This is a genomic window from Nonomuraea sp. NPDC005983 (assembly GCF_040614375.1).
Classification (GTDB): domain Bacteria; phylum Actinomycetota; class Actinomycetes; order Streptosporangiales; family Streptosporangiaceae; genus Nonomuraea.
The window spans coordinates 20,349-42,020 of record NZ_JBEXUP010000077.1 but is presented as its reverse complement, the minus strand read 5'-3'; the positions used below and the strand labels follow the sequence as shown (position 1 = coordinate 42,020).

At 69.8% G+C, this 21,672-nt stretch carries 16 protein-coding genes and 1 pseudogene; 10 read left to right on the top strand and 7 right to left on the bottom strand.

The annotated features are described in order from the left end of the window. From ABZ297_RS29100 to ABZ297_RS29090, 3 genes are all read right to left on the bottom strand, one after another. Positions 1 to 1,190: ubiquinol-cytochrome c reductase cytochrome b subunit (locus ABZ297_RS29100; RefSeq protein ID WP_355352223.1), on the bottom strand; the 1,190-nt coding region annotated here is incomplete at its 3' end. Further along, positions 1,168 to 1,713 (bottom strand): hypothetical protein, encoded by a 546-nt coding sequence (locus tag ABZ297_RS29095; RefSeq protein WP_355352220.1) that lies wholly within the window; start codon positions 1,711 to 1,713, stop codon positions 1,168 to 1,170. The genes ABZ297_RS29100 and ABZ297_RS29095, both read right to left, overlap by 23 nt. 252 nt (positions 1,714 to 1,965) lie before the next feature. Then, positions 1,966 to 2,823: an alpha/beta hydrolase gene (locus tag ABZ297_RS29090; protein ID WP_355352217.1), complete on the bottom strand. Its 858-nt coding sequence runs from the start codon at positions 2,821 to 2,823 to the stop codon at positions 1,966 to 1,968. Positions 2,824 to 2,900: 77 nt separating this feature from the next. Here ABZ297_RS29090 and ABZ297_RS29085 point away from each other — a divergent pair, with 77 nt between their 5' ends. Next, positions 2,901 to 3,788, top strand: a complete 888-nt coding sequence (locus ABZ297_RS29085; protein ID WP_355352214.1) for a helix-turn-helix domain-containing protein — start codon at positions 2,901 to 2,903, stop codon at positions 3,786 to 3,788. A 565-nt stretch (positions 3,789 to 4,353) separates the two neighbouring features. Further along, the gene (locus tag ABZ297_RS29080) at positions 4,354 to 6,510 is read left to right on the top strand and encodes a prolyl oligopeptidase family serine peptidase (protein ID WP_355352211.1); all 2,157 of its coding nucleotides are present in this window, start codon (positions 4,354 to 4,356) and stop codon (positions 6,508 to 6,510) included. A 42-nt stretch (positions 6,511 to 6,552) separates the two neighbouring features. Here ABZ297_RS29080 and ABZ297_RS29075 read toward each other — a convergent pair. Then, positions 6,553 to 6,745 (bottom strand): annotated as a pseudogene (locus ABZ297_RS29075) (thiamine pyrophosphate-binding protein); the annotation flags it as partial. A 185-nt stretch (positions 6,746 to 6,930) separates the two neighbouring features. Here ABZ297_RS29075 and ABZ297_RS29070 point away from each other — a divergent pair. Together ABZ297_RS29070 and ABZ297_RS29065 are read left to right on the top strand one after the other, a co-directional pair. Beyond that, positions 6,931 to 7,767, top strand: coding sequence for a GNAT family N-acetyltransferase (locus ABZ297_RS29070; RefSeq protein ID WP_355352208.1), 837 nt, complete (start codon positions 6,931 to 6,933; stop codon positions 7,765 to 7,767). A gap of 228 nt (positions 7,768 to 7,995) precedes the next feature. Next, a complete protein-coding gene (locus tag ABZ297_RS29065; protein ID WP_355352205.1) occupies positions 7,996 to 8,454 on the top strand; it encodes a hypothetical protein in 459 nt (152 codons plus the stop codon). Between the two features lie 49 nt (positions 8,455 to 8,503). Here ABZ297_RS29065 and ABZ297_RS29060 read toward each other — a convergent pair whose 3' ends face one another. The 3 genes from ABZ297_RS29060 to ABZ297_RS29050 all read right to left on the bottom strand — a co-directional run bounded on the left by ABZ297_RS29060 (position 8,504) and on the right by ABZ297_RS29050 (position 11,626). Then, positions 8,504 to 8,695: an NAD(P)H-binding protein gene (locus tag ABZ297_RS29060; RefSeq protein ID WP_355352202.1), complete on the bottom strand. Its 192-nt coding sequence runs from the start codon at positions 8,693 to 8,695 to the stop codon at positions 8,504 to 8,506. After that, complete coding sequence (locus ABZ297_RS29055) at positions 8,692 to 9,054, bottom strand: nuclear transport factor 2 family protein (RefSeq protein WP_355352199.1); 363 nt, start codon at positions 9,052 to 9,054, stop codon at positions 8,692 to 8,694. The genes ABZ297_RS29060 and ABZ297_RS29055 overlap by 4 nt, the downstream gene beginning before the upstream one ends. Before the next feature lie 421 nt (positions 9,055 to 9,475). Beyond that, positions 9,476 to 11,626, bottom strand: a complete 2,151-nt coding sequence (locus ABZ297_RS29050; RefSeq protein WP_355352196.1) for a hypothetical protein — start codon at positions 11,624 to 11,626, stop codon at positions 9,476 to 9,478. A 156-nt stretch (positions 11,627 to 11,782) separates the two neighbouring features. Here ABZ297_RS29050 and ABZ297_RS29045 point away from each other — a divergent pair, with 156 nt between their 5' ends. The 6 genes from ABZ297_RS29045 (at position 11,783) to ABZ297_RS29020 (ending at position 21,672) form a co-directional block, all read left to right on the top strand. After that, entirely contained in the window at positions 11,783 to 12,808 is a 1,026-nt protein-coding gene (locus ABZ297_RS29045; RefSeq protein ID WP_355352193.1) for a LacI family DNA-binding transcriptional regulator, read from the top strand. 141 nt (positions 12,809 to 12,949) lie between these two features. Then, entirely contained in the window at positions 12,950 to 13,969 is a 1,020-nt protein-coding gene (locus ABZ297_RS29040) for a LacI family DNA-binding transcriptional regulator (protein ID WP_355352190.1), read from the top strand. Between the two features lie 346 nt (positions 13,970 to 14,315). Continuing rightward, positions 14,316 to 16,052 (top strand): glycoside hydrolase family 36 protein, encoded by a 1,737-nt coding sequence (locus tag ABZ297_RS29035; protein ID WP_355352187.1) that lies wholly within the window; start codon positions 14,316 to 14,318, stop codon positions 16,050 to 16,052. Positions 16,053 to 16,081: 29 nt separating this feature from the next. After that, positions 16,082 to 18,952 carry a hypothetical protein gene (locus ABZ297_RS29030; protein ID WP_355352184.1) on the top strand — a complete coding sequence of 957 codons (2,871 nt, stop codon included), beginning with the start codon at positions 16,082 to 16,084 and terminating at the stop codon, positions 18,950 to 18,952. A gap of 46 nt (positions 18,953 to 18,998) precedes the next feature. Further along, positions 18,999 to 20,282: an enolase C-terminal domain-like protein gene (locus tag ABZ297_RS29025; RefSeq protein ID WP_355352181.1), complete on the top strand. Its 1,284-nt coding sequence runs from the start codon at positions 18,999 to 19,001 to the stop codon at positions 20,280 to 20,282. A 40-nt stretch (positions 20,283 to 20,322) separates the two neighbouring features. Beyond that, a complete protein-coding gene (locus ABZ297_RS29020) occupies positions 20,323 to 21,672 on the top strand; it encodes an extracellular solute-binding protein (RefSeq protein ID WP_355352178.1) in 1,350 nt (449 codons plus the stop codon).

The window sequence follows — 21,672 nt, the reverse complement described above, 5'->3', positions numbered from 1 at the left end:
CCCAGCAGCCACAGCACACCGTAGAACGCGATGGCCGACATGCCGATCGCGGTGCGGTGCGGGTTGTTACGCGGGCGGTCGGCGACGTGGTGCTCGCGGTGGTCACCCGTGATCCAGCGTTCCAGGAACGGATACAACGCCAAACCGGTCATGATGATGCCCATCGGCACCAGCGCCGGGATGATCACACTCAGCGGCAGCGTGCCCGCATGGGACGTGCCGAACAGGTTGATCTCCCACGACGGCATGATCCGCAGCGCGCCTTCGAGGAAGCCCATGTAGAAGTCGGGCTGCGAACCCGCCGAAACGTCGGCCGGCGTGTACGGGCCGAACAACCAGATCGGGTTGATCTGGGCGAACGTCGCAAGCCCCGCGACCACCGCGAACGTGAACAGCGTGAACGCGCCCGCCTTGGCCATGAACGCCGGATAGAAGGGCGCACCCACCACATTCCGGTTCGTCCGCCCCTTACCCGGCATCTGCGTGTGCTTCTGCACCCACATCAGCACCAAGTGGGCCGAGATCAACGCCAGCAGGATGCCCGGGATGAGCAGGATGTGCAGCGAATAGAACCGGGAGATGACATCCTCACTCGGATACTCCCCGCCGAACAGGAAGAACGTGATGTACGTACCGACCAGCGGCAACGAGATCATGACGCCCTCGGTGATCCGCAGACCAGCGCCGGACAGCAGGTCGTCGGGCAGGGAGTACCCGGTCAGGCCCTCGGCCAGCGCCAGCGTCAGCAGCAGGACACCGATGATCCAGTTGAGCTCACGAGGCTTGCGGTAGGCACCGGTGAAGAACACCCGGAGCATGTGCACCATCATGCCCGCCACGAACAGCAGGGCCGCCCAGTGGTGCATCTGCCTGATCAGCAGGCCGCCGCGGACGTCGAAGCTGATCTCCAGCGACGAGGCGTACGCCTGGGACATCATGACGCCCCTGAGCGGCGCGTAGGAGCCGTCGTAGGCGATCTCGGCCATGCTCGGCTTGAACCAGAACGTCAGGAACGTACCGGTCAGCAGCAGGAGGATGAACGAGTACAGCGCGACCTCGCCCAGCAGGAACGACCAGTGGTCAGGGAAGATCTTCCTCATGTTCCGTTTGAGGAAGTTGGCCGCCCCGATGCGATCGTCGAGGAACCTCGACGGACCCGCGATACTCTCAGGAATCTTGGGCGTGCTCATGCGCTCCCCTACCTGCCGGGCCGCGCCCCGAACGCCACGAGCGTAGGGCCAGCCAGATCCCCACACCGACGCCTATGACGGCGGCCAGCACATTGATAGCCCCTTGAACGGTGTCAGAGCCATACCCGTATCCGTTGCCCAGAACGGCAATGGCCATGACAAGAGCGGCGAGAACTCCTGCCCCCAAACCCGCAGACAAACCAACACCGAACGCCCGCGCCGCCCTCACAGGACCAGACAGCGGCCGCCTGGGGCGTGCGGGCCCGGCGACGCGGCCGACGATCTGATCCGGCGGATCTCCCACACGGCCCACATCGCGGCCGAAAGCCGCCCCGGTCGGCGTTTCGGTGAGGCAGAACCACCTGCCGTCCTGCGCGAACAAGGTCGAGCGTGTGGCGTCGGGGCTGATCAGGAGCAGGAACCCGGCTCCCTCGGGGAAGCGCCGAATTCGGTAGCGCACGGCGGGCAGGCACGTGTCCAGCGCATCGAGTATCTCGTTCAGTCGCTGGTCCGCCCGGTACATCGCTCCTCCCCCTCCTCCAATCTTCGCACCGCGTCCAGGAGTGGTTGCAAGTGAGGGGCGCATCCCGCGCCACCCACCACGGCGACCCGGCGGACGCTCGCGGCGGCAAGCCTGCCGCTCTCCGGTCGATCGCATCCAATACGGCAGCAGCAGTTGTCGATGGTGCCGAGGGTGCCGGTGTTGTCGCTGGTGGTGGCGGCGGGCGCGGTGTTGGTGGCGTCGTCACCGACGCGACCATGGCAATCGTCTCGTTCAGTCCGCCCGCGCGGTGTGGATCGCGGTGAAGGCCAGGAGGGAGGCGGCGGTCCGCGGCGGATCCTCCAGAATGGGCGAGTGTCCGAGACCGGGCAGCAACTCGATCGTCGCGCCCGGAACGGTGCGGTAGTCGGCGGCGGATGAGGATCGCCATCTCCGGTCGTCCTCGCCGAAGATCACCAGTAGCGGCTTGCCGAGGGCCGCCAGCCGATCCGGGAGCGCCCGCTGCTCCAGATAGTCGCGGGTGGCCTGCATCGTCGCGGTGAGCGTGTGGAAGGTCATAGCGCGCACCTCGTCCAGGAGCTCTTCTGGGATCTGGTAGCCCGCGCGGCTGAAGCCGGTGCTCGCGAACCGGCGGAGCTGCTCGTCGGTCAGCGGCCACTGCGAGGGTCCGATTGCGGCGGTCTCCGGTGCGATGAAGGCGTCCAGGCTGGGTCCGGTGTTGATGAGCGCGAGCGCGGTCACCAGGTCGGGTCGCTGCTCGGCGAGGGCGGTGGCGGCCGCGCCGCCGCTGGAATGGCCGACGACGATGGCGTGCTCGACGCCGAGCCGGTCCAGTACCGTGCCGACCCTGCGTGCCTGGTCCGGGAGCGCGTAGCTGCGGTCGGCCGGTTTGGCTGACCGGCCGTGCCCGAGCAGGTCGATCCGGATGACGCGATGGGCTCTGGTCAGCATCGGAACCAGCGAGTCCCATGAGCGGGTCGAGGATGCGGACCCGTGGATGAGCAGGAGTGCGGGGGCGTCGCGGGGGCCGTCCTGGCACGCGTAGATGTCGCCGTCGTCCAGGGACAGGGTCGAACTCTCGGTGGCCTCGGCGTCGTCATTCACGTGCGGTCCGCCGTCAGAAACAGTCATGAGGCCACTGTCGCCGCCTGAACGCGCCGGCGGATTGGACAAATGTTCCCCTCGGTCGGCTCGCATAGCATGGAACGGTGCGGAACTTCGTGCACGGCGCGGCTATGTGGCACGTCGCATGCCCGCAGCGGCCCAGCCGGGTGGCCGGTGTCACCATGGCCGGCTTCCGTGTCGGTGACCTGGACGCGCTCCGGATGGTCCCGCACCCGGCCGTGACGCTGCTTCTGGAGTTCGGCGCCGGCCAGCCCATCGTCGACGATGCCACCGGGCGGCAGCAGCGGGGAAGCCTCGTCGGCGGGCCCGGGCTCGGGTCCGGAGGCGCGGTCTGGGCGCGGGGCGAGAACATCGAGTGCGTGCAGGTGCGCCTGTCCCCGGTGGTCGCACGCGCGGTTCTGGGCGTCTCCCCGGCCGAGCTCGACGGCGTCGTGGTGGCCCTCGACGACCTGTGGGGCCGGAAGGCGTCCCGGGTCCGTGAGCGACTGGGCGAGGTCTCGTCGTGGCAGGATCGCTTCGCGTTGATCGACGCGTTGCTCGCCCGCCGGCTTGAGGCGGGGGCGGCGGTAGACCCGGAGGTGGCCTGGGCCTGGAACCGGATCGTCGGCGGCCGCGGCCTGGTCCGGGTCGACGGACTGGCGGCCTCGGTCGGATGGAGCCGTAAGCGCCTGTGGTCCCGGTTCCGCTCGCAGCTCGGCCTGCCGCCCAAGCGCGCCGTGAAGCTGGTCCGCTTCGACCATGCCGTCCACCGCTTGGTCGCAGGTGAAGGCGCGGCCCGAGTCGCGGCCGACGGCGGCTACGCCGACCAGTCTCACCTGCATCGGGACGTCATGGCGTTCACCGGAGTGACCCCCGCGACCGTGGCCGGCGAGCCGTTTCTCACGGTTGACGGCATCGCATGGCCCAGCCACGAAACACCCGCCAAGCCTCACGGCTCCAGGGATCTCGGTTCGGCCGCCGGCCGGAGGTGAGACGGCTACCGCTGTGATCTGGAGCATCTGCAGAAGGAACATGACCGGCGGTGGCGCGTTCGTGACCAGGTGCCGCGTGCAGCCCTTGCTCTGCTCGCCGGCGTCGATGCCCTGACTCGATTCACCCGCGTTGCCCGAGGCCTGCACACTCTGCGCGTCAATGAGCGCCGTATCTCCCTGACGTCACCCTCGTTAACAGCAGCCTCATCAGCCCGATGCCTATCAATGCTTTGAATATAAAACATAGAAACACATAAGTCCAGAGCGAGGTCGGCAAGATATCGAAAGGAGGGAATTTGTGCCGCCAATAGGTGGGTGGCGAATGGAGGGGGCATAATGTCGCATGAAGGGACAAATTCGCCCGAGTAGATCGAGGAGGTAGTCATGTTCGGATACCTGCCAGGAGAGGTGTACAGGCCGGCTCCGCGTACGAGTGTGCGCCGCTGGTATGAAGCCATCCTGCTCGGCGACCGGGGCTGAGTGATACGGGTGCTGCGGTCGGATTTCGGCCGCAGCACTCAATAATGACACCCCTGGACGACGGTCCCCGAGGAGGGCTTTCTCCATGGCACGACCAATTTATCCCAATGCTCGGCGCAACGGCACGGTAGAAAATCTATGCGGTTTTTCGATTTCCGACCCCTATCGCTGGCTGGAAGTCAGTGATGACGCACGTGTGCGGGCGTGGGCGGCACGGCAGGATGAGTTGTTCCTTGCACATCGTGCTGAATGGCCGGAGACCGAGAATTGGAGGTTTATGATTGAGAAGTTGTCCACCTTCGGGGTGTCCGATCCACCGCTGGTACGTGGATCGCTCATGTTCATCACCGAGCAACTGCGTGACGATGAACAACGCCGACTGATTGTGGTTGACGGCACGAGGAACAGGCGCGTGCTGGTGGATCCGATGGCGTCGGATCCATCCCGCCAAACGCGGCTGCACGCCTGGTGGCCGTCGCGTGAGGGCGAGCGGGTGGCGGTTCAGATGGAGGTCGCTGAGCAGCCTGCCAGTGACATCGTGGTGCTGGATGCCCGTACTGGCGAGGTGACGGACGGGCCCCTGCCGCGCGCCCGCAACACCTCGCTCGCCTGGCTGCCGGGCGGAGACGCCTTCTACTACGTCAGCCGGGTCCCCGACGAGGAACTGACCCCGGGCGATCAGCGGTTGCACCGGCGCGTTCGGCTGCATCGGATCGGGTCCCCGCCCGAGACCGACCCCGTGGTGTTCGGCGGCGCCGAGGCCCCCGACTGCTACTACGGGCTCACCATCAGCGCCGATGGCCGCCACCTCGCGATGACGGTGGCGGACGGGCCGGCTCCCCACAATGACGTGTGGATCGCCGAGCTGACCGAACCGCAAGCTCTTCGCTTCGTCAAGACGGTGGATGGACGCTCCATACGCGCCCACGTCCTGCCGCGATTCCTGCCTGACGACAACCTGCTGCTGGTCACCGATTACCAGGCTCCATGTGGCCGCATCTGCACGGCGCCCAGGCACCATGTCGACCCGTCAGCATGGCGCACACTGGTACCCGAAGACACCCAGGCCCCGTTGGACGACTGTCTGATCCTGGACGATCCAACGCTGCCGCAACCTCTGCTGCTGGTAGCGCGCGCCCGCCACGGTGTCTCCACCTTGACGGCGCACGATCTGGCCAGTGGCCGACCGCTCACCACCGTGCCCCTGCCCGGCGTGGGTGTGGCGACATCCCTGCAGACCGAGGTCCCTCACGGGCGTCACCTGTGGTTCAGCTACTGCGACGCCGCCACACCGGCGACCGTCTACCGCTACCACGCCGCCACGGGGACGGTGGAACCCGAAGCCACCAGTACAGCGAGCAAGCCCGACTCGACCATCAGCAGCCGCACCGTTCGTTATCCAGCCGGCGACGGCACCGAGATCACGCTGTTCCTGTTCACGCCGGCTGAGGAGTTCGACGGCCCCCGCCCCACTCTCCTCTACGGCTACGGCAGCTTCGGCCTGACGATGCGTCCGCTGTATTCACCGATGGCGGCCGCATGGGTTCACGCCGGCGGAATCTACGCGGCCGCCTGCGTGCGCGGCGGCGGCGAAGAGGGCCAGCAGTGGCACGACGCCGGTCGCGGGCCGCACAAGCAGCAGACGATCAGCGACTTCAACGACGCCGCGAGCTGGCTCGTCCGCACCGGCCACACCACCCCCGGCCAGCTGGCGATCTATGGGATGTCAGGTGGTGGACTGCTGGTCACCGCCGCCGCCATGCAGCGCCCGGATCTGTACGCGGCGGTCATCGCCGACGGCCCACTGTGCGACATGGTGCGCTACGAGCGCTTTGGCCTTGGAGGCACCTGGACCGACGAATTCGGCACCGCCACGCAGCCAGAGCAACTCCAGTGGCTGCTCACCTACTCCCCCTACCACCACGTCACTCCAGGAACCGCCTACCCCGCTTTCCTGCTCGCCGGCGCGGTCACCGACCTGCAGACCGGTGAGGCGCACGTCACCAAGATGTGCGCGGCCCTCCAGCACGCCACCAGCAGCGATCACCCCGTTCTGATGCGCCGCGAACCCGACAGCGCCCACGCCGGGTCGTGCGCAAGCAAGGAACGCGCTTTGGCCACCGACATCCTCGCCTTCGCCGGGAAATACACCGGGCTTTCACTGGAAACGCGACACGCACCGCCGATGACCGACAACGATGCCGGCAGACAACCGCAGGGCATCAGACCCGGAAGGGCGTAGCCGTTGTCGCTGATCGCCTTGACAGCCGGATCGCGCGACGCGGGTGCGCGCCCAGCCGTCGGCCATGTGGGTGGCGCCCTCCTCATGGCGGACGATCAGATGCTCGATGCCGCCGACGTCCTCCAGCGCCCTGTACAGCGGGAGGACGGCCGTGCCGGGGCAGCCGAACGCGACGTCGACGCCACTCGGATCTGAGGACGTCGACGACCGCGTTCATCACGGGGATCCTGGGCATCAGCCGGTCCTTCCGGAGAGGTTCTCGGCCGCCCCGGGGCCACAGAGCATTTCTCAGGCCCAGTACTTCATGTGCGGTGGCCAGGCGAGCGCGAGCTCGGTGTCGGCGAATGAAGGTCCGGCGGCTCGCCCAGCGCGGAAACCCTAGGATGAGCGAACGACGCAAACGGTGTGAGGCGGGGGGAAGTGGCGGAATCCATCGTGCGGGCCGCGGCGGAGGATGACATGCCCGCCGTGCGGGCGGTCGCCAGGCGCTTCGGACTCCTGAAGGGCTGGCCCGCGACCCGCGACTTTCTCGACGCCGAGCGCACCTTCGGCACGTTGCTCACCGCCCCATCGACGGACGGCCAGGCTCGAGGGTTCGGCGGCACGCTGCGCCGGGGCGCCATCACCCATCTGGGCGACCTGTTCGTGCTGCCCGAGCACCAATCCTCCGGAGTGGGCCGCACCCTTCTGGCGGAGTTGCTGACTGGGGACGAGCCGAAGGTCACCTTCGCCTCGTCCGACCCTCGTGCGATGAGCCTGTACATCCGGTACGGGCTGCGCCCCTGGTGCCCGCTGCTCTACCTGACCGGCCCGGCCGCGGGGCTGCCCGCTCCACCGGTCCGGGAAGCGCGGCCCGAAGACGTCGCGCAGCTCGACGCCCGCGCCGCGGGTGGAGCCCGGCTGGACACCCTCGCCTGGTACGCCTCCGTGCCCGGCGTCACGCCATACGCGACCGACCAGGGATACGCCTTCACCCGGGTGACCGACGGCGAGGTCCTGGTCGGCCCGGCCGGCGGTGCGACACCGCAGGACTGTGCGCAGGCGGTGCTCGGCGCGCTCGCCGCGGCCACCCGGGCGAGCGGTGCCGACCTGACGTCAAGCGTGGCCCGGATCGCGGTGCCGGGAGTGCACCCGCTCGTGCCGACGCTGATCGAGGCCAGGTGGATGATCAGCGACATGGACACCTTCATGGCCGACCAAGCCGCCCTCGCCGTGATCGCCCCCGACCGCTACATCCCCCACCCCGACCTCGGTTGAGGCCGCACGCTCCTGGCGGCGCCGGACCAACTGCGTCACAGAGGGCGCGCCCTGGGCTGGCCCGGCCAGGCACCCGGGGCAGGCCGGCCGGCATCGGCACGGAGGAGCGGGGGCGGCGAGGAGGCCTACACTTTCTGCCATGGACCTGCGGCAGTTCGCCAAAGAAGCTTTCCAAGATCTGCCGATACCCCCTGAAGCCAACCCCCCGAGCGCCCCGAAGAAGTCATCATGACCATGCCTGAGAACCGCACGACCTGGCGCGACGCTCGCTACGACATGCCTGTCAGCCGGCAACTGGAGCGCTACAACGAGTTGGCCGCCAAGGACGCGTCGGCTCGCGCCCGGGTTGAGCTGGTGGCCCGGGGGGCCTATGACCCCGCCCGGCATGGAGCCGATGACCGGCCTCCGCTCACCGTGGCCGAGCACATCGAGCTGCTGGCGCTGGCCGAGAGCATCGCGCGCACCGTGCGCCATCCCGCCAACGTCCACCACGCGCTGCTGGCCGGGGTCACCTGGGCCGAAATCGCCAGCATCGTCGACTCCGACGAGCCCACCGTCCGGCGGAACTACCAACAGTGGGCTGACGACCAGCACGAGCTCAACCAGCGCTACCCGAACCTCGGCATGACCGCCGACGAGCACGCCGCCGCGACCGCCAGAGCCGCCCAGAGCGCGACGGATGCCTGAGAGTCCACGACGATCTGGGTGTGCAGCACATTCCTTCGGTAGACGGGTTTCAGCGGCCGCCCGCCATGGCCGTGCGGATCTTGTCCAGGTCGCGTCCGTCGCCCTCGACGACGGTGTACGGCTTCGCCTCCAGCGCGGCGGCGTTTCGGGTGAAGGCGGTGACCTGGTGGCCGCGGTGGAGCGCCTCGGCCAGGACGTGGCGGCCGGTGCGTCCGGTGGAGCCGATGAGGGTGATGGTCACGGCTTCACGGTCCTGGTGATCGAGTCGACGCGACGGACTCGTCCGTCGGGGGCGAGTTGGGCGAACAGGTAGACCTCGATCTGCAGGGTCTTGTCCTGTCTGGTCCGGACGGTCATGGTGTACCGGGCGGCGGCCCGGTCGTCGTCGAGCAGCATCTCGTGTAGCTGAATGTCCAGCTCGTGGGCGTTCTTGCGAGCGGGTCCCACGTGGTCGATCAGCCGCTGGCGGTCGAGGGTGATGCCGTCGGTGCGGTACTCGATGTCGCGGGTGTGGTAGCGGTCCACGATCGTTGCCGGGGCCTCCTGGCTGAAGGCCAGCTCGTGCGGCAGGCGCGTCAGGAAGGCGTGGAAGTCGGGCATCAGACCACCTGGCCGAGTTTCGGCCGGGCATCGATGCGGTGGGCGTCGAAGGGCCTGCCATTGATCAGCCGGCCGGTCCCGCCGTGCATGTCGCCGATGTAGCTGACTAGGTTTCCCATGACCCGATATCGTCGTCCAGCCGCTGGTGAGGCGCATCCTCCAGGGGAAGTGTTCTGCCGCTACCGCACCGGGATCAACAGCTGAGCGAGGTACGACGCCGGGAGTAGTCCCGCACTACGGCACCGCGTGAATGAGGGCGTTCCGGCTCGCGGGCAAAGTGCGGGGCTGCGCTTCGTCGACGAAGCCGGGCTCGATCCCGGCCCGCGCGAGGCGGGAGTACGGAGCTCGGCGACACTCTGATCCGGCTCGGGCGGCGGCTGGTTCTCCGGGCCGCCGCCCGGTCGGCCGGGACGGCGCACGATCAGGCCGGGCGCCAGCTGTAGACCAACACTTTGTTGAACAGGTCGTCCTCGACGGTGATCTGATACGAGCCGTCGGATCGCTTGATGGCGTTCAGGCCGTATGGGATGTCGACCCACCCGGTGCGCGAGACCCCGCCGACGTTCGCCCCCGGCAGCCAGTTCCCCGCCGCCGCCCCGTCGGCGGCGCGCCAGGCCCACACCTGGCCGCGGGTGGTGACGCCGCAGCTGAAGATGTAGTCACCGGCCGGGGCCCAGGACACCGTGGAGACGGGCGGCGTCGCCGTCGTGTCCCAGGGCAGCAGGATGGTCCAGGTCGGCGTGGTGTTGCCAGTGCTCCAGTTGTCGTAGCGGGCCAGGACCTTGCCGCACTCCTTCCAGTACGCGCTCTCGAACGGCTGGGCGGCTGTGTACCCGGACATGTACATGACGTCCGTGGTGACGTCGTAGTTCAGCCGCCGGACGACGGTGAACGGCTGCGGCAGCGGTATCGTCACCCGGCTCGTGTAGTCGTACATCGGGTTGAGCTGGCTGTCGAAGCCCTGCATCGGGTAGCGGCGCAGGTTGCGGTCACCGCCCTCCCAGATGTCGCCGCGGTCGTCGACGAACCACACCCAGCAGTTGCTCGGCGAGTTGGCGCCGGTCCCGGTCTGGAGGTACTCCTCGGCGCTGAACTTGCCGTCGCCGTTCATGTCCCGCCAGATCCACTCGCCCACCGCGGGCTGGGCCGGGGGCCAGGTGGGGTCGTCGCCGGTCCAGTGCGCCTTGAAGATGGCGCCGGACGGCTTGGCGATCTCCCCGTCGTAGCGGTAGATGAGCAGGTGCGAGGAGTACATGCCGGTCGCGTACATGTACAGCCTGCCGTTGAGGCGCTTGTGGAACGGCGAGGTGAAGTGGTGCTGGTGCCCGGTCAGGAACAGGCGCGCGTCCTGGGGGTACTTCACCGAGTCCAGCGAGTGGCCCACCCAGGTCGCGTTGCTCCCCGGCGGCTTGGTGTAGTCCATCCGGTAGTGGTTCTGCTGGCTGCGGATACGGATCCCGTCGGCGGCGAGGGAAGGGTCGAAGTCGGCCGAGGTGACGAACTCGGCGCCCATCAGCTGCCACACGAGGTTCCCGTTCGGGTCGTACTTGCGCAGCCATGAGCCGAACTCGCACATCGAGACGTACACGTTGCCTGCGGAGTCGCCACCGACCCCGGTGATGCCCCACAGCTTGCCGGGGGTGACCGCGCCGGGCGTCCCCGACCCGACGCCGCCGGCCTGGCCCAGGCTCCTGGACCTCGTCGGGGTGGTGGCTGACAGGTTGGTGTAGGTGTGGACCTGGCGCAGCGGGCCGTTGTCGCCGACGAGCAGGTTGCCGTCGCGGTCGACGGCCAGCGAGGTGGGGATCCAGTCCGGCGACGAGCCGGCGATGGTGCCCGGCAGCGCCGTGCCGGTGTTGGAGAAGTGCAGGATCTGGGCGGGCTTGGCCGGATCGACGTGCCAGAAGTGGCCGTCGTTGGTGTCCCGGGTGATGTTGGCGACGACCCAGACGTCCCCGGTGGCGCTGTTGACCGCCACCGCGCCCGGTTTGTTGACGCTCCACGAGCGCAGCAGCGTGCCGGTCGCGGCGTCGAAGACCAGGAGACGGTTCTGCACCCGGTCGGTCGCGATCACCTGGGTGTCGGTCGCGGCCGCTGCGGCCGGTGGGCTGCCGACGTCGAACGTGCGCGAGGTGTAGGCGCCGGCCAGGGTGAAGGCGGTCAGGCCGTTGCCGATGGTCAGGTAGGCGTTGGTGCTGTTGACGGCGACCGCGTCCCCGTTGGCCCGGTGGCAGTTGCCGGTCAGGTGGCCGTCCTTGTAGATGCCCGCGTAGTTTCCTGCCTCGTCCCAGAAGCTGACCGTGTAGACCGTCCCGTCCCGGGTGACCGCGATGTTGAACACGAAGTCCTGCATCCACTCGGTGGCGCCGGAGTAGGTGTTGCCGACCCAGGAGGTGGTGACGCTGGGGGCCGCGGCCTGCGCCGTCGTGCCCCCGGGGATGGTGACGTTCGCAGCCGCGGCCTGCGCCGGCCCGCCTCCGGCGAGCAGCGTGGGGCCGAGGCCGGTGACGAGGACGGCGCCGCCGCCGTGGATGAGTGCCTGCCGACGGGTCATGCCTTGCTTGTCGTCCATGACCAGAATCCCTTTGTTCCGGGCAATGGGTGTCGTCAAGTGAACGTTCACTCGACCACTAACGAAGTTAAGATCGAGTGACAGTGCTGTCAACGGCCCGTTACATGCCTATTATCCGAGCGTGGTCACGTGAGCGCTCATGTTGGAGGTGACCTGATGACAGGCCGGCCGACCATGCGCGACGTCGCGGCGCGCGCGGGAGTCTCGCACCAGACCGTCTCGCGGGTCGTGAACGGCGAGCCGACGGTCACCGAGCCCGTCCGGCAGCGGGTGCGCGCCGCCATGACCGCGCTCGGCTACCGGCCCAGCGCCGCCGGACGGGCGATGGCCCGCGGCCGCACCGAGGTCGTGGGGCTGGTGGTGCCGCACGACCCGGGTCTCACCTTCGCCAACGACCACCTGATGCGCCTCATCGTCGGCGCGGAGCAGGAGGTGGCCGCGCGCGGCTACGGGCTCCTGCTCTCCACCCGCGAGACGGCCGGCGACGCGGCCTCCGCCTACCGCCGCTTCGACCGGCGGCGCCTGGTCGACGGGCTGCTCGTGGAGGGCGGCGCCGGACTGCAGGCGCTGTCCGGGCTGCTCGCGCTGGGCTATCCGGCCGTGGTGATCGGCTACGCCGAGGGCGACCTGACCATGGTCCATCCCGACGACGAGGGCGGCGCGTACGCCGTCACCCAGCATCTGCTGGCCCTCGGGCACCGCCGGATCGGCGTCGTCAACGGGCCGGCGGAGAACCGCCTGGCCATGGCCGCCCGCACGCGCGGTGTCGAGCGCGCGTTCACCGACGCCCATCTCGAGCCCTCCGCCGAGCTGACGGTCCGCGGGAACTTCAGCATCGAATCCGGGTACGCCGCGGCCGCGCTGCTCTTCGACCGCCCCGAACCGCCGACCGCCGTCTTCGCGTTCAACGACGGCATGGCCCTCGGCGTGCTGCGCTGGCTGCGGGAGCACGGGCGCGCGGTGCCAGGTGACGTCTCGGTCGCGGGATTCGACGACACCTCCGCCGCCGCCCTGTCCGAGCCACCCCTGACCAGCGTCTCGTTGCAGAGCGTGGATCTGGGACGGCGCGCCGCACAGATCCTGCTCGACCTGCTGGACGGCAAGGAGCCGGCCGGCCGCCGGACCGTGATAGCCAGCCGGCTCATGGTGCGCGGCTCGACCGCGCCGCCGCCCCGGGCCTGACCCCCGGGACGCGGTCCCGGCATCCTGCACCGTCGATCCAGAGGTGCTTCGCAACGCGATCGTCCACGCTCGGCGGTACAGTGTCCGGAGACAACGTTGGCACCCGCTCGGCGCCACCGACCCGGAAGGAGCCGGCCCCAGGTGAGCACGCCCAGCGCGGGAGGGGACGAGCCGCGCCGCCCGACGATGACGGACGTCGCCCGGGTGGCGGGCGTCAGTCTGAAGACCGTCTCGCGCGTGGTGAACAACGTGCCCACCGTCGACCCGGAGCTGGCCGGACGGGTCCTGGCCGCGGTGTCGGAGCTGGGCTTCCGGCGCAACGACATGGCCCGGAACCTGCGCGCCGGGAGCACCTCGGCGACTGTCGGCCTGCTCATCGAGGACCTGGCGAACCCGTTCTACGCCGGCATCGCCGCGGCCGCCGCGCAGTACGCCCTCGAACACGACACGATGCTGATCACGGCCAGCTCCGAAGAGGACGCCGAGCGGGAGCGCGCCCTGCTGCTGGAGATGTGCCAGCGGCGGGTCGACGGTCTGCTGGTGGTCCCGGCGGGCGACGCCGATCACGTCTATCTGCGCCCCGAGATCGAGCGCGGCACGCCGGTGGTCTTCCTGGACCGCCCGCCGCGCAACCTGCTGGCCGACACGGTCCTGATCGACAACGCGGCCGGGGGCCGGCAGGCCGTCGAGCACCTGGTGGCCGCCGGGCACGAACGCATCGGCGTCATCTCCGACTGGCTCAGCATCTCGACGATGGCCGAGCGGCTCGCCGCCGCGGAGCAGGCGTTGGAGCGGGCCGGCGTGCCGTATCGCCCGGACCTGATCGCGTACGGCCTGCACACCGTCCCCGAGGCCGCGGCCGCGGTCGCGCGGATGCTGGACGCACCCGAGCCGCCGACCGCGATCTTCGCGCTGAACAACCGCCTGACGCTCGGCGCGCTCGGGGCGCTGAACGGCCGGACGGAGCCGGTCGAGCTGGTCGGCTTCGACGACTTCGAGACCGCGGCGTTCATGCCGTGGCGGCTGACGGTGGTGTCCTACGACGCGCGCGAGATCGGCCGGATGGGCGCCGAGCTGCTGTTCAAGCGCATCGCCGGCGACAGGTCTCGGCCGCGGAAGGTCATCGTCCCCACCGAACTGGTGGTGCGCAGCGCCGGCTGAGCGCTCCCCCTGCGAAGCCGCCCACCGCGACGCCGCGCGTACCGGTCGAGACTGCGAACACCGGTCGGGCCGGCGGCTCGCCCTGCGCTGATGCCCCGTGTCCGGCCATGGCTCGACGCCGGAGCGGACAACGATGGACCGTCCCCCCAGTCCACGGCTGGGTCTGCCCACGCGGGCGTGTCCGGGTACGAAGTGTCCCGGCGCAGATGAGGACGCCGCGCTCCGCCTTCGCGTCCTACGAAACGAGATCCTGCGTTACGGGCAGATGACGAACGAGCGAGGAGGACCCTAGACAACGTTGTCTCGCCGTGGCTATGGTTCCTCCAACTCTTCGAGAGGAGCGACGATGGCGGACTTCGCTGACCCGCGTCGGCTGTGGACCGACGGCAGCGCCCTTCACCTGCACGGCGCCGCCATCACCCGGCTGACGCCGGGCCCGGTTCCCACCGCGTCCGCCGTCGATCCCGAAGGCGTCGTCGAGATCGCCGGCTCGGAATTCGGGACAACGTTATTACGCGTGGATGTCGCGCTCGGCGACGCCGTCGGCTTCTGGCACCCCGGCGCCGGCTGGGACCGGCACCTCGCGGCGGACTGGATGACCGGCTGGCGCACCGTCGGCCTCGTCGACTCCGCGCCACTCGGCTGCCTCTACGACGGTTCGGGCCGCTCGCTCCTCGGCTTCGCCACGGACCGCCTCGCTCCCTCGACCCGCGTCCGGTTCGGTCTCGGGGAGCGCACCGGGCGGTTCGGCGTCTGGCTCGCGATGGATCTGCGTCCGGGCGAGATCTGCCGGGTACGAGTCGCGGCCCCGGGCACGGAGGTCGCGGAGACCGTACGATCGCTGACGCGCTGGCAGTCCGGCGCCGCGACGCTCCCGGTGCCCGACGCGGGACGCGTCCCTGCGTATTCGACGTGGTACGCGTACCACCAGGAGGTCGGCGCGACCGCCATCGAGGCGGAGGCCAAGCTCGCGGCCGAAGCGGGATGCGGGCTCCTCATCCTCGACGACGGCTGGCAGCGCGGCGCGCACGGCGGAGGCTACGCGGGCTGCGGCGACTGGGAGCCCGACCCGGAGAAGTTCCCCGACTTCGGCGCGCACGTCGCGACGGTCCGCGGCCTCGGTCTCACGTACCTGGCCTGGATCGCCCCGCTGCTCCTCGGCGACGACAGCGCGGCCCGAGACGGGCTCGCCGCCTTCGCGCCGCACGTCAAGCCGAACTGGCGCTGCCACGTCCTCGATCCACGGCACGAGGGAGTGCGGCGCTTCGTCGTCGACAGCTGCGTCCGGCTGGTCGACCGGTACGGCCTCGACGGTCTGAAGATCGACTTCCTCGACGCCGCCATGGTCTACGCAGGGGAAGGCGGCGACGTCGGCGAGGCGATGCGGGCCCTCCTCGTGGATCTCCGCGACGGACTGCGGAGCGTCCGTGGCACGGACCTCCTGATCGAACTGCGCCAGCCCTACACCGGCGCCGCCATGCGGGAGTTCGGCAACCTGCTGCGCGCCGGCGACTGCCCGGCCGACGCGGTCGGCAACCGCGTGAGGACCGTGGACCTCGCCGTTGCCGGTCTGGAAAGCGCTGTCCACTCGGACATGCTCATGTGGGATCCGAAGGCGCCGCCGCAGGCCGCGGCTCGCCAGCTGCTCTCCGTCCTGCACGCGGTTCCGCAGATCTCCGTGCGCCTCGCGGAGCTGCCCGCCGACCACCGCGCGATGACGGCGTTCTGGCTCGCGTTCTGGCGGGAGCACCGCGACGTCCTCATGCACGGCGCTTTGGACGCCGGGCGTCCCGACGAGCTCCATCCCGTGGTCATCGTGAGCGACGCCTCGCGCGCGGTGCTCATCTTCCACGCCCAGCGCCACGCGGCCTCGCTGGACCCCACCGGGTTCGCCGAGGTCGCCCTGGTCAACAACACCGACGCCGAACGCGTCCTGCTCGACCTCACCCGTCCCGCCGTGGTCCGTCTCGACGTCTCAGACGTCTGCGGCACCCCGGTCCGCTCCGAAACCACGCGCCTGGAACCGGGCCCGCAGTGGCTGGCGGTTCCCCCGTCCGGCCTGTGTCTGATCAGGCCGGCCTGACCCCCCGTTCCCGTTCTGGAGGCCCGTCCATGTCCGACAGTCCTGACAGCACCGAGAACCACCGCACCTCCCCCAAGCCGATCACCCGTCGTCAAGCCCTGGGGTACGGCGCCGCGACCGCCGTCGGCTTGGCCGGGCTCGTCCAGTTCGGCCGTCCCGCATGGGCGGCGGCGGGCACCACGGCGGCGCCGCAGGCCGCGGCTCCTCCGCTGGTCGAGGCCAACTACGCGGACCCGACCGGGCTGTACCCGATCGGCCCGGCCGGCACGGCGTCCCCGGCGCTGACCGTGACGTTCAACAGCCCCGCCGCGCTGAGCGGCACCGTCACGTGGGCGGTGTCCGCCCGCGGCGCGCAGGAGATCGCCAAGGGCCAGACCGGTTTCACGGCGCCCGCCGGGCAGGCGAGCACGACCAGCATCCCGCTGGGCACGCTCGGCCCGGACTACTACGCGGTCGCGGTCACCGTCACCGACGCGGCGGGCACCCAGTTACTCAAGGAGACGCACGGCCTCGGTGTTCTCCGCCCGACGATCCAGGGCCGGCGCCCGGGCTCCTGCTTCGGCATGGGGATCCGCGGGGAGTCGGCCCCCCTGGTCACCAGGCAGATCGCGCAGCGCATCGGCGTGAAGTGGACGCGCGGGGTCTTCTCCGTCCTGCCCGACACCGTGTGCCCGTCCCGCGGTGTGTTCTGGGGCCAGGCGGACATCGACCGGGCCCGTGCCGAGGTGGCCGAGTGGCACAGCTACGGCATCGAGCCCACCGGGTTCATCAACTACAACATGTCATGGAACGTCCAGCCCGGGGCGGACGGCAAGCCCGTCCGGCCGCACCAGAACCGCCCGAAGGACATGGTGGCGCACGCCGACATGGTCTACCACGCCATCGCCCCGCTCCAGGACCTGGTCAAGAACTGGGAGGTGTGGAACGAGCCGTGGGTGCACGGCTGGGCCTGGCAGACCGGCGACGCCCAGGACTACCGGGACATGACGAAGCTGATCTGGGACCGCGTCAAGCCGCCGTTCCCCGACGTCAACCTGCTCGGCGGGGGCTCGGTCTCCTACAACCGCGACATCGTGTACGCCAAGGGCTCCAAGGACACCGGCTACATCGACGGCTCGGTCAACCACGCCTACGGCTACCCGGACGCCACCCAGTACGCGATGGCCAAGACCCAGATCAAGATGGACCGGCTCTGGTCCCGGACCGGCGGCCGAGCCGGGCAGTGGCAGACCGAGCTCGGCACGGCGGAGGTGCACTCCTTCCCCGGCCTGCCGCCGAACGAGGCCGGGTACGCCGTGGCCAGGACGCTCGCCCCGACGCATCTGCTGCACATGCTCGCCGGGGCCGAGGAGGACTCGCCGATGCGGATCTTCTGGTTCTCGCTGTGCTACGACAAGACGTACTCCGGCCAGGAGTTCAACATCTACGACATCAAGACCAAGAGCCCGCGGCCCGCGGTCGTCGCCTACGCCACGATGACCGGGCTGCTGGAGGACTGCGAGCTGCTCACCGAGCTGTATCCGAAGGCGAGGTCGACCTGGGGCTTCCTCTTCAAGGCCGCCGACGGCCACGGGCGCGCCGCGGTCTACGCCGACCAGCTCTTCGACGGCACGATGGAGCACCCCGACGCCGGATACAAGGGCACGTTGACGCTGACCGCCGCGCAGGGCGTCCGGGTGTACGACTACCTGGGCCGCCGGCTGTTCGACGGCGAGGCGGCCAAGGCCACGCTGACGCTGTCGCCGTGGGAGGTGCTGTACTTCGACAGCGACCTGAGCCCGGACGAGCTCAAGGCCGCGCTCACCACCGGGGCGGTGTTCACCTACGACACCCCGCTGAAGATCACGCCACTGCCGTTCACGAAGCCGATCGGCCCGGACAGCACCATCGACGTCCGCGTCGAGAACGTCTCCCCGCAGGCGGTCCACGCGAACCTCCGCATCACGCCGCCCCAGGGGTGGCGGACCGACCATCGGGAAAGCGCTATCCCGGAGCTCGCGCCCGGTGAGTCGCGGGTCATCTCACTCCCGGCCATCTCCGCGCAGGCGGACCCGGAGAACCGCTACACCGTCGGCTACGACGCCACGATCCCCGGCCGCAGAGGCTTCCACCAGGACGGGTCGCGAACCGTCCAGGTGGCCTACGCCCCCTTCCGGTCCATCACGGTCGGGGCGGATGCCGGCCAGTGGGACGGGGTCGTGCCGGTGACCATGACCAACGGCACCAAGGAGTACGCCTTCCAGACCGCCTGGGACGCCGACTTCCTGCACATCCGGGCCCAGATCCAGGACGACCTGCAGCTGTCCAACGACCCGTTCGCGGTCAACGGCTACCTGTTCCCGTTCAAGGCCGACAGCGTCCAGCTCGCCTTCGACGCGGTGAAGGACAAGACCGAAGACCTGCTCGCCGGAGACCCGCACTACGACAAGGCCCTGACCTCGATCTCGCACCTGTTCGTGGCGACGCTGGCCAAGGGCAACGTCGCCGAGCTGCACCGCCAGCTCGCCCCCGGCACCAACTACCAGACCTACTACCCCACCAACGCGCCGCTCCCGACGCCGCTGGGAACCATGGACGCCCACCCGGACTCCGGCTCCGAGGGACGGATCCTGGTGAAGCGCGACGACGCCGGCAAGGTCACCACGTACGAGGTCGCGCTGGCCTGGAACCAGCTCCCCGAACTGGCCTCGGCCGTCCGGGCGCTCACGCCGGGCGCGGTCCACGAAGCGACCATGGGCGTCCAGGTCCAGGACTCCGGGACCGGCGGCCTCGGCACCACCTACTGGACCGCGCAGAACGAGGCCCCGGCGTCCGGCTGCTACAACTTCGCGCCCTTCTGGTCCTCCGGCGCGCAGTTCACCGGCGGGCGCGTCGACACCCGCTGGGGCATCGGCCGCTGACCTCCGGCCAGGACCGAGACCGTCCACCGTACAAGGAGCACAGCCCGTGAACGACGTCGCAGACCTGGACCGCCGCCCTCCGGAACCCCCGTGGGCGGACGGCTCGGGCCTCCGGATCACCGGTGTCCGGACCATCCTCACCGCCCCGGCCGGGACGACCCTGGCCGTCGTCCGGGTGGACACCAGCGAACCCGGCCTGTACGGGCTCGGGTGCGCCACGTTCACCCAGCGGGCCAAGGCGGTCCGGACCGCGGTCGAGGAGTACCTGGCGCCGCAGCTGATCGGCCGCGACCCGGCCGACATCACCGACATCGCCCAGACACTCCACGTCAGCGGCTACTGGCGGTCCGGGCCGGTGCTCAACAACGCGCTCTCCGGCGTCGACATGGCGCTGTGGGACATCAAGGGGAAGGTCGCGGGACTGCCCGTGTGGCAGCTGCTCGGCGGGCGCTGCCGCACCGCGGTCCCGCTCTACACCCACGCCGCCGGGGTCGACGCCGAGGCCGTCGCCGACGAGGTGCGGCAGTGGCTCGCGGAGGGTTACAGGTACGTACGCTGCCAGGTGGCCGTACCCGGCGGCGGGACGTACGGCGCGCCGAGCGCCGCCGCCCCGGCGACCGCGCGGCCGCCGCTGACGGCGGACGCGTGGGACCCCGCCGCGTACCGGCGCACGGTGCGCGGGCTGTTCGACCACCTCCGGAGCGAGGTCGGCGCCGAGGTGGAGCTGATCCACGACGTGCACGAGCGCGTGCACCCGACCGAAGCCGTGCGGCTGGCCAAGGAGCTGGAGCCGTACGACCTCTTCTACCTCGAGGACCCCGTGGCGCCCGAGGATCTCGACTGGCTGCGCGCCATCCGCGGCCAGTGCGCCACGCCGATCGCGATCGGCGAGCTCTTCGTCAACCCGGCCGAGTACCGGCCGGTGGTCGCCGAGCGGCTGTGCGACTTCATCAGGGTGCACATCTCCGCGATCGGCGGCATCACCCCGGCCTGGCGGCTGGCGAACCTGGCCGAGGCCTTCGGGGTGCGCACCGCCTGGCACGGCCCCGGCGACGTCTCGCCGGTCGGTCACGCCGCCAACCTCGCCCTGGACCTGGCGAGCCCGAACTTCGGGATCCAGGAGCAGCACCTGTTCGGCGAGCGGCTGCGGGAGGTCTTCCCGGGCTGCCCCGAGATCCGCGACGGCCATCTGTGGCCCAGCGACCGCCCTGGGCTCGGCGTCGACCTCGACGAGCAGCTGGCCAGGCAGTATCCCCCGACCGCCACCGCGTCGCCCGCCACCGCCTGGCGGCCCCCGCGCAGAGCCGACGGCGCCCTCCAACGACCGTGACCCCTGACCCGCTCACCATCCCCCCAAGGAGCGCTCGCACATGACAACCCGCACACCGGTCGCCGTGACACTGGCGATCGTCCTCGCCCTCGGTGGCGCCGCCGGGTGTACCACCGGTGATTCGACCTCCTCGTCCGCGTCGAATGCCACGCTGACCGTCGCCCTGTGGACGAACCCGGGCGCCATCGAGTTCACCAAGCAGCTCAACGCCAAGTTCGAGAAGGCGCACCCGGGCGTCACCGTCAAGGTGCAGAGCACCGCGACCGCCAACGGCGCGTGGGCCCAGCTGTCCAACAGCCTCCTGCAGGCCAAGTCGGTGGACGTGCTGGCCAGGTTCGCCCCGACACAGGGCGGCTTCCCGCCGGAGTACACCAAGATCCAACCCGCCAACGCCGCCGCGCTCATCACCTCCAACCAGCTGACCGACCTCAAGGACCAGCCGTTCATGAAGCACTACGACGCGGCCACGCAGGCCGCGGCCGTGGGCTACAAGGGCGGCGTCTACGGGGTCATGGCCGCCAGCTACGCCGCCGCCGGTGCGATCTGGTACAAGAAGGACCTGCTCGCCCAGTACGGCATCGCCGTGCCGACCACGTTCCAGGAGTTCCTGGACGCCTGCGAAAAGCTCAAGAAGGCGGGGAAGACGCCGATCTTCCTGTCGGGCAAGGTCGGCATGCAGGGCGGCATCTGGCAGGGCATCGAGAACCAGCTGATGATGAAGGGCCGCGGGGCCACCGAGTCCGTACAGATCTCCGCCGACCGGGCCAAGGCGTTCTGGGACGGCACGCAGAAGTGGACCGACCCGATCTACAAGGAGGTCGGCGCCCGCTACGCCAAGGTCATGCAGTACGTCGTGCCCACCGCCTCGGGCATCGACCAGCAGACCGCGCCCGGCGTGTGGGCGGTCAAGACCGACGACTTCCCCTTCCTGGTCGACGGCTCCTGGGACGGCCTGACCATCCAGCAGGCCAACCCGAAGCTGAACCTGGGCTTCTTCACGCTGCCCGGCACCGACGACCCGGCGGCCAACCGGGTGGCCTTCAAGCCCGACCTGACCTGGGTCGTCCCGGCCTCGGCGCCGCAGAAGGACCTGGCGATGCAGTGGCTGACGATGTTCTCCGAGCCGGAGAACTACCAGGAGTGGCTGAAGCTGACCGGATCGCTGTCGACGCAGCCTGCGCTGAAGAACACCGGGCTGCCCTGGATGGACTGGCTCAACCAGCACAGCGAAGGCTCCTTCACGCAGCTGACGCCGCCGTGGACCCCGGCCGGCGCTCCGGTGGACGCGGCGGGGCCCGACTTCTACAAGCTCGCGCCGATCGGCCCCGACAGCCTGGACACGATCCTGTCCCGTTCGGCCTCCGCCTACGCCAAGTCGGCAGGCCGATAG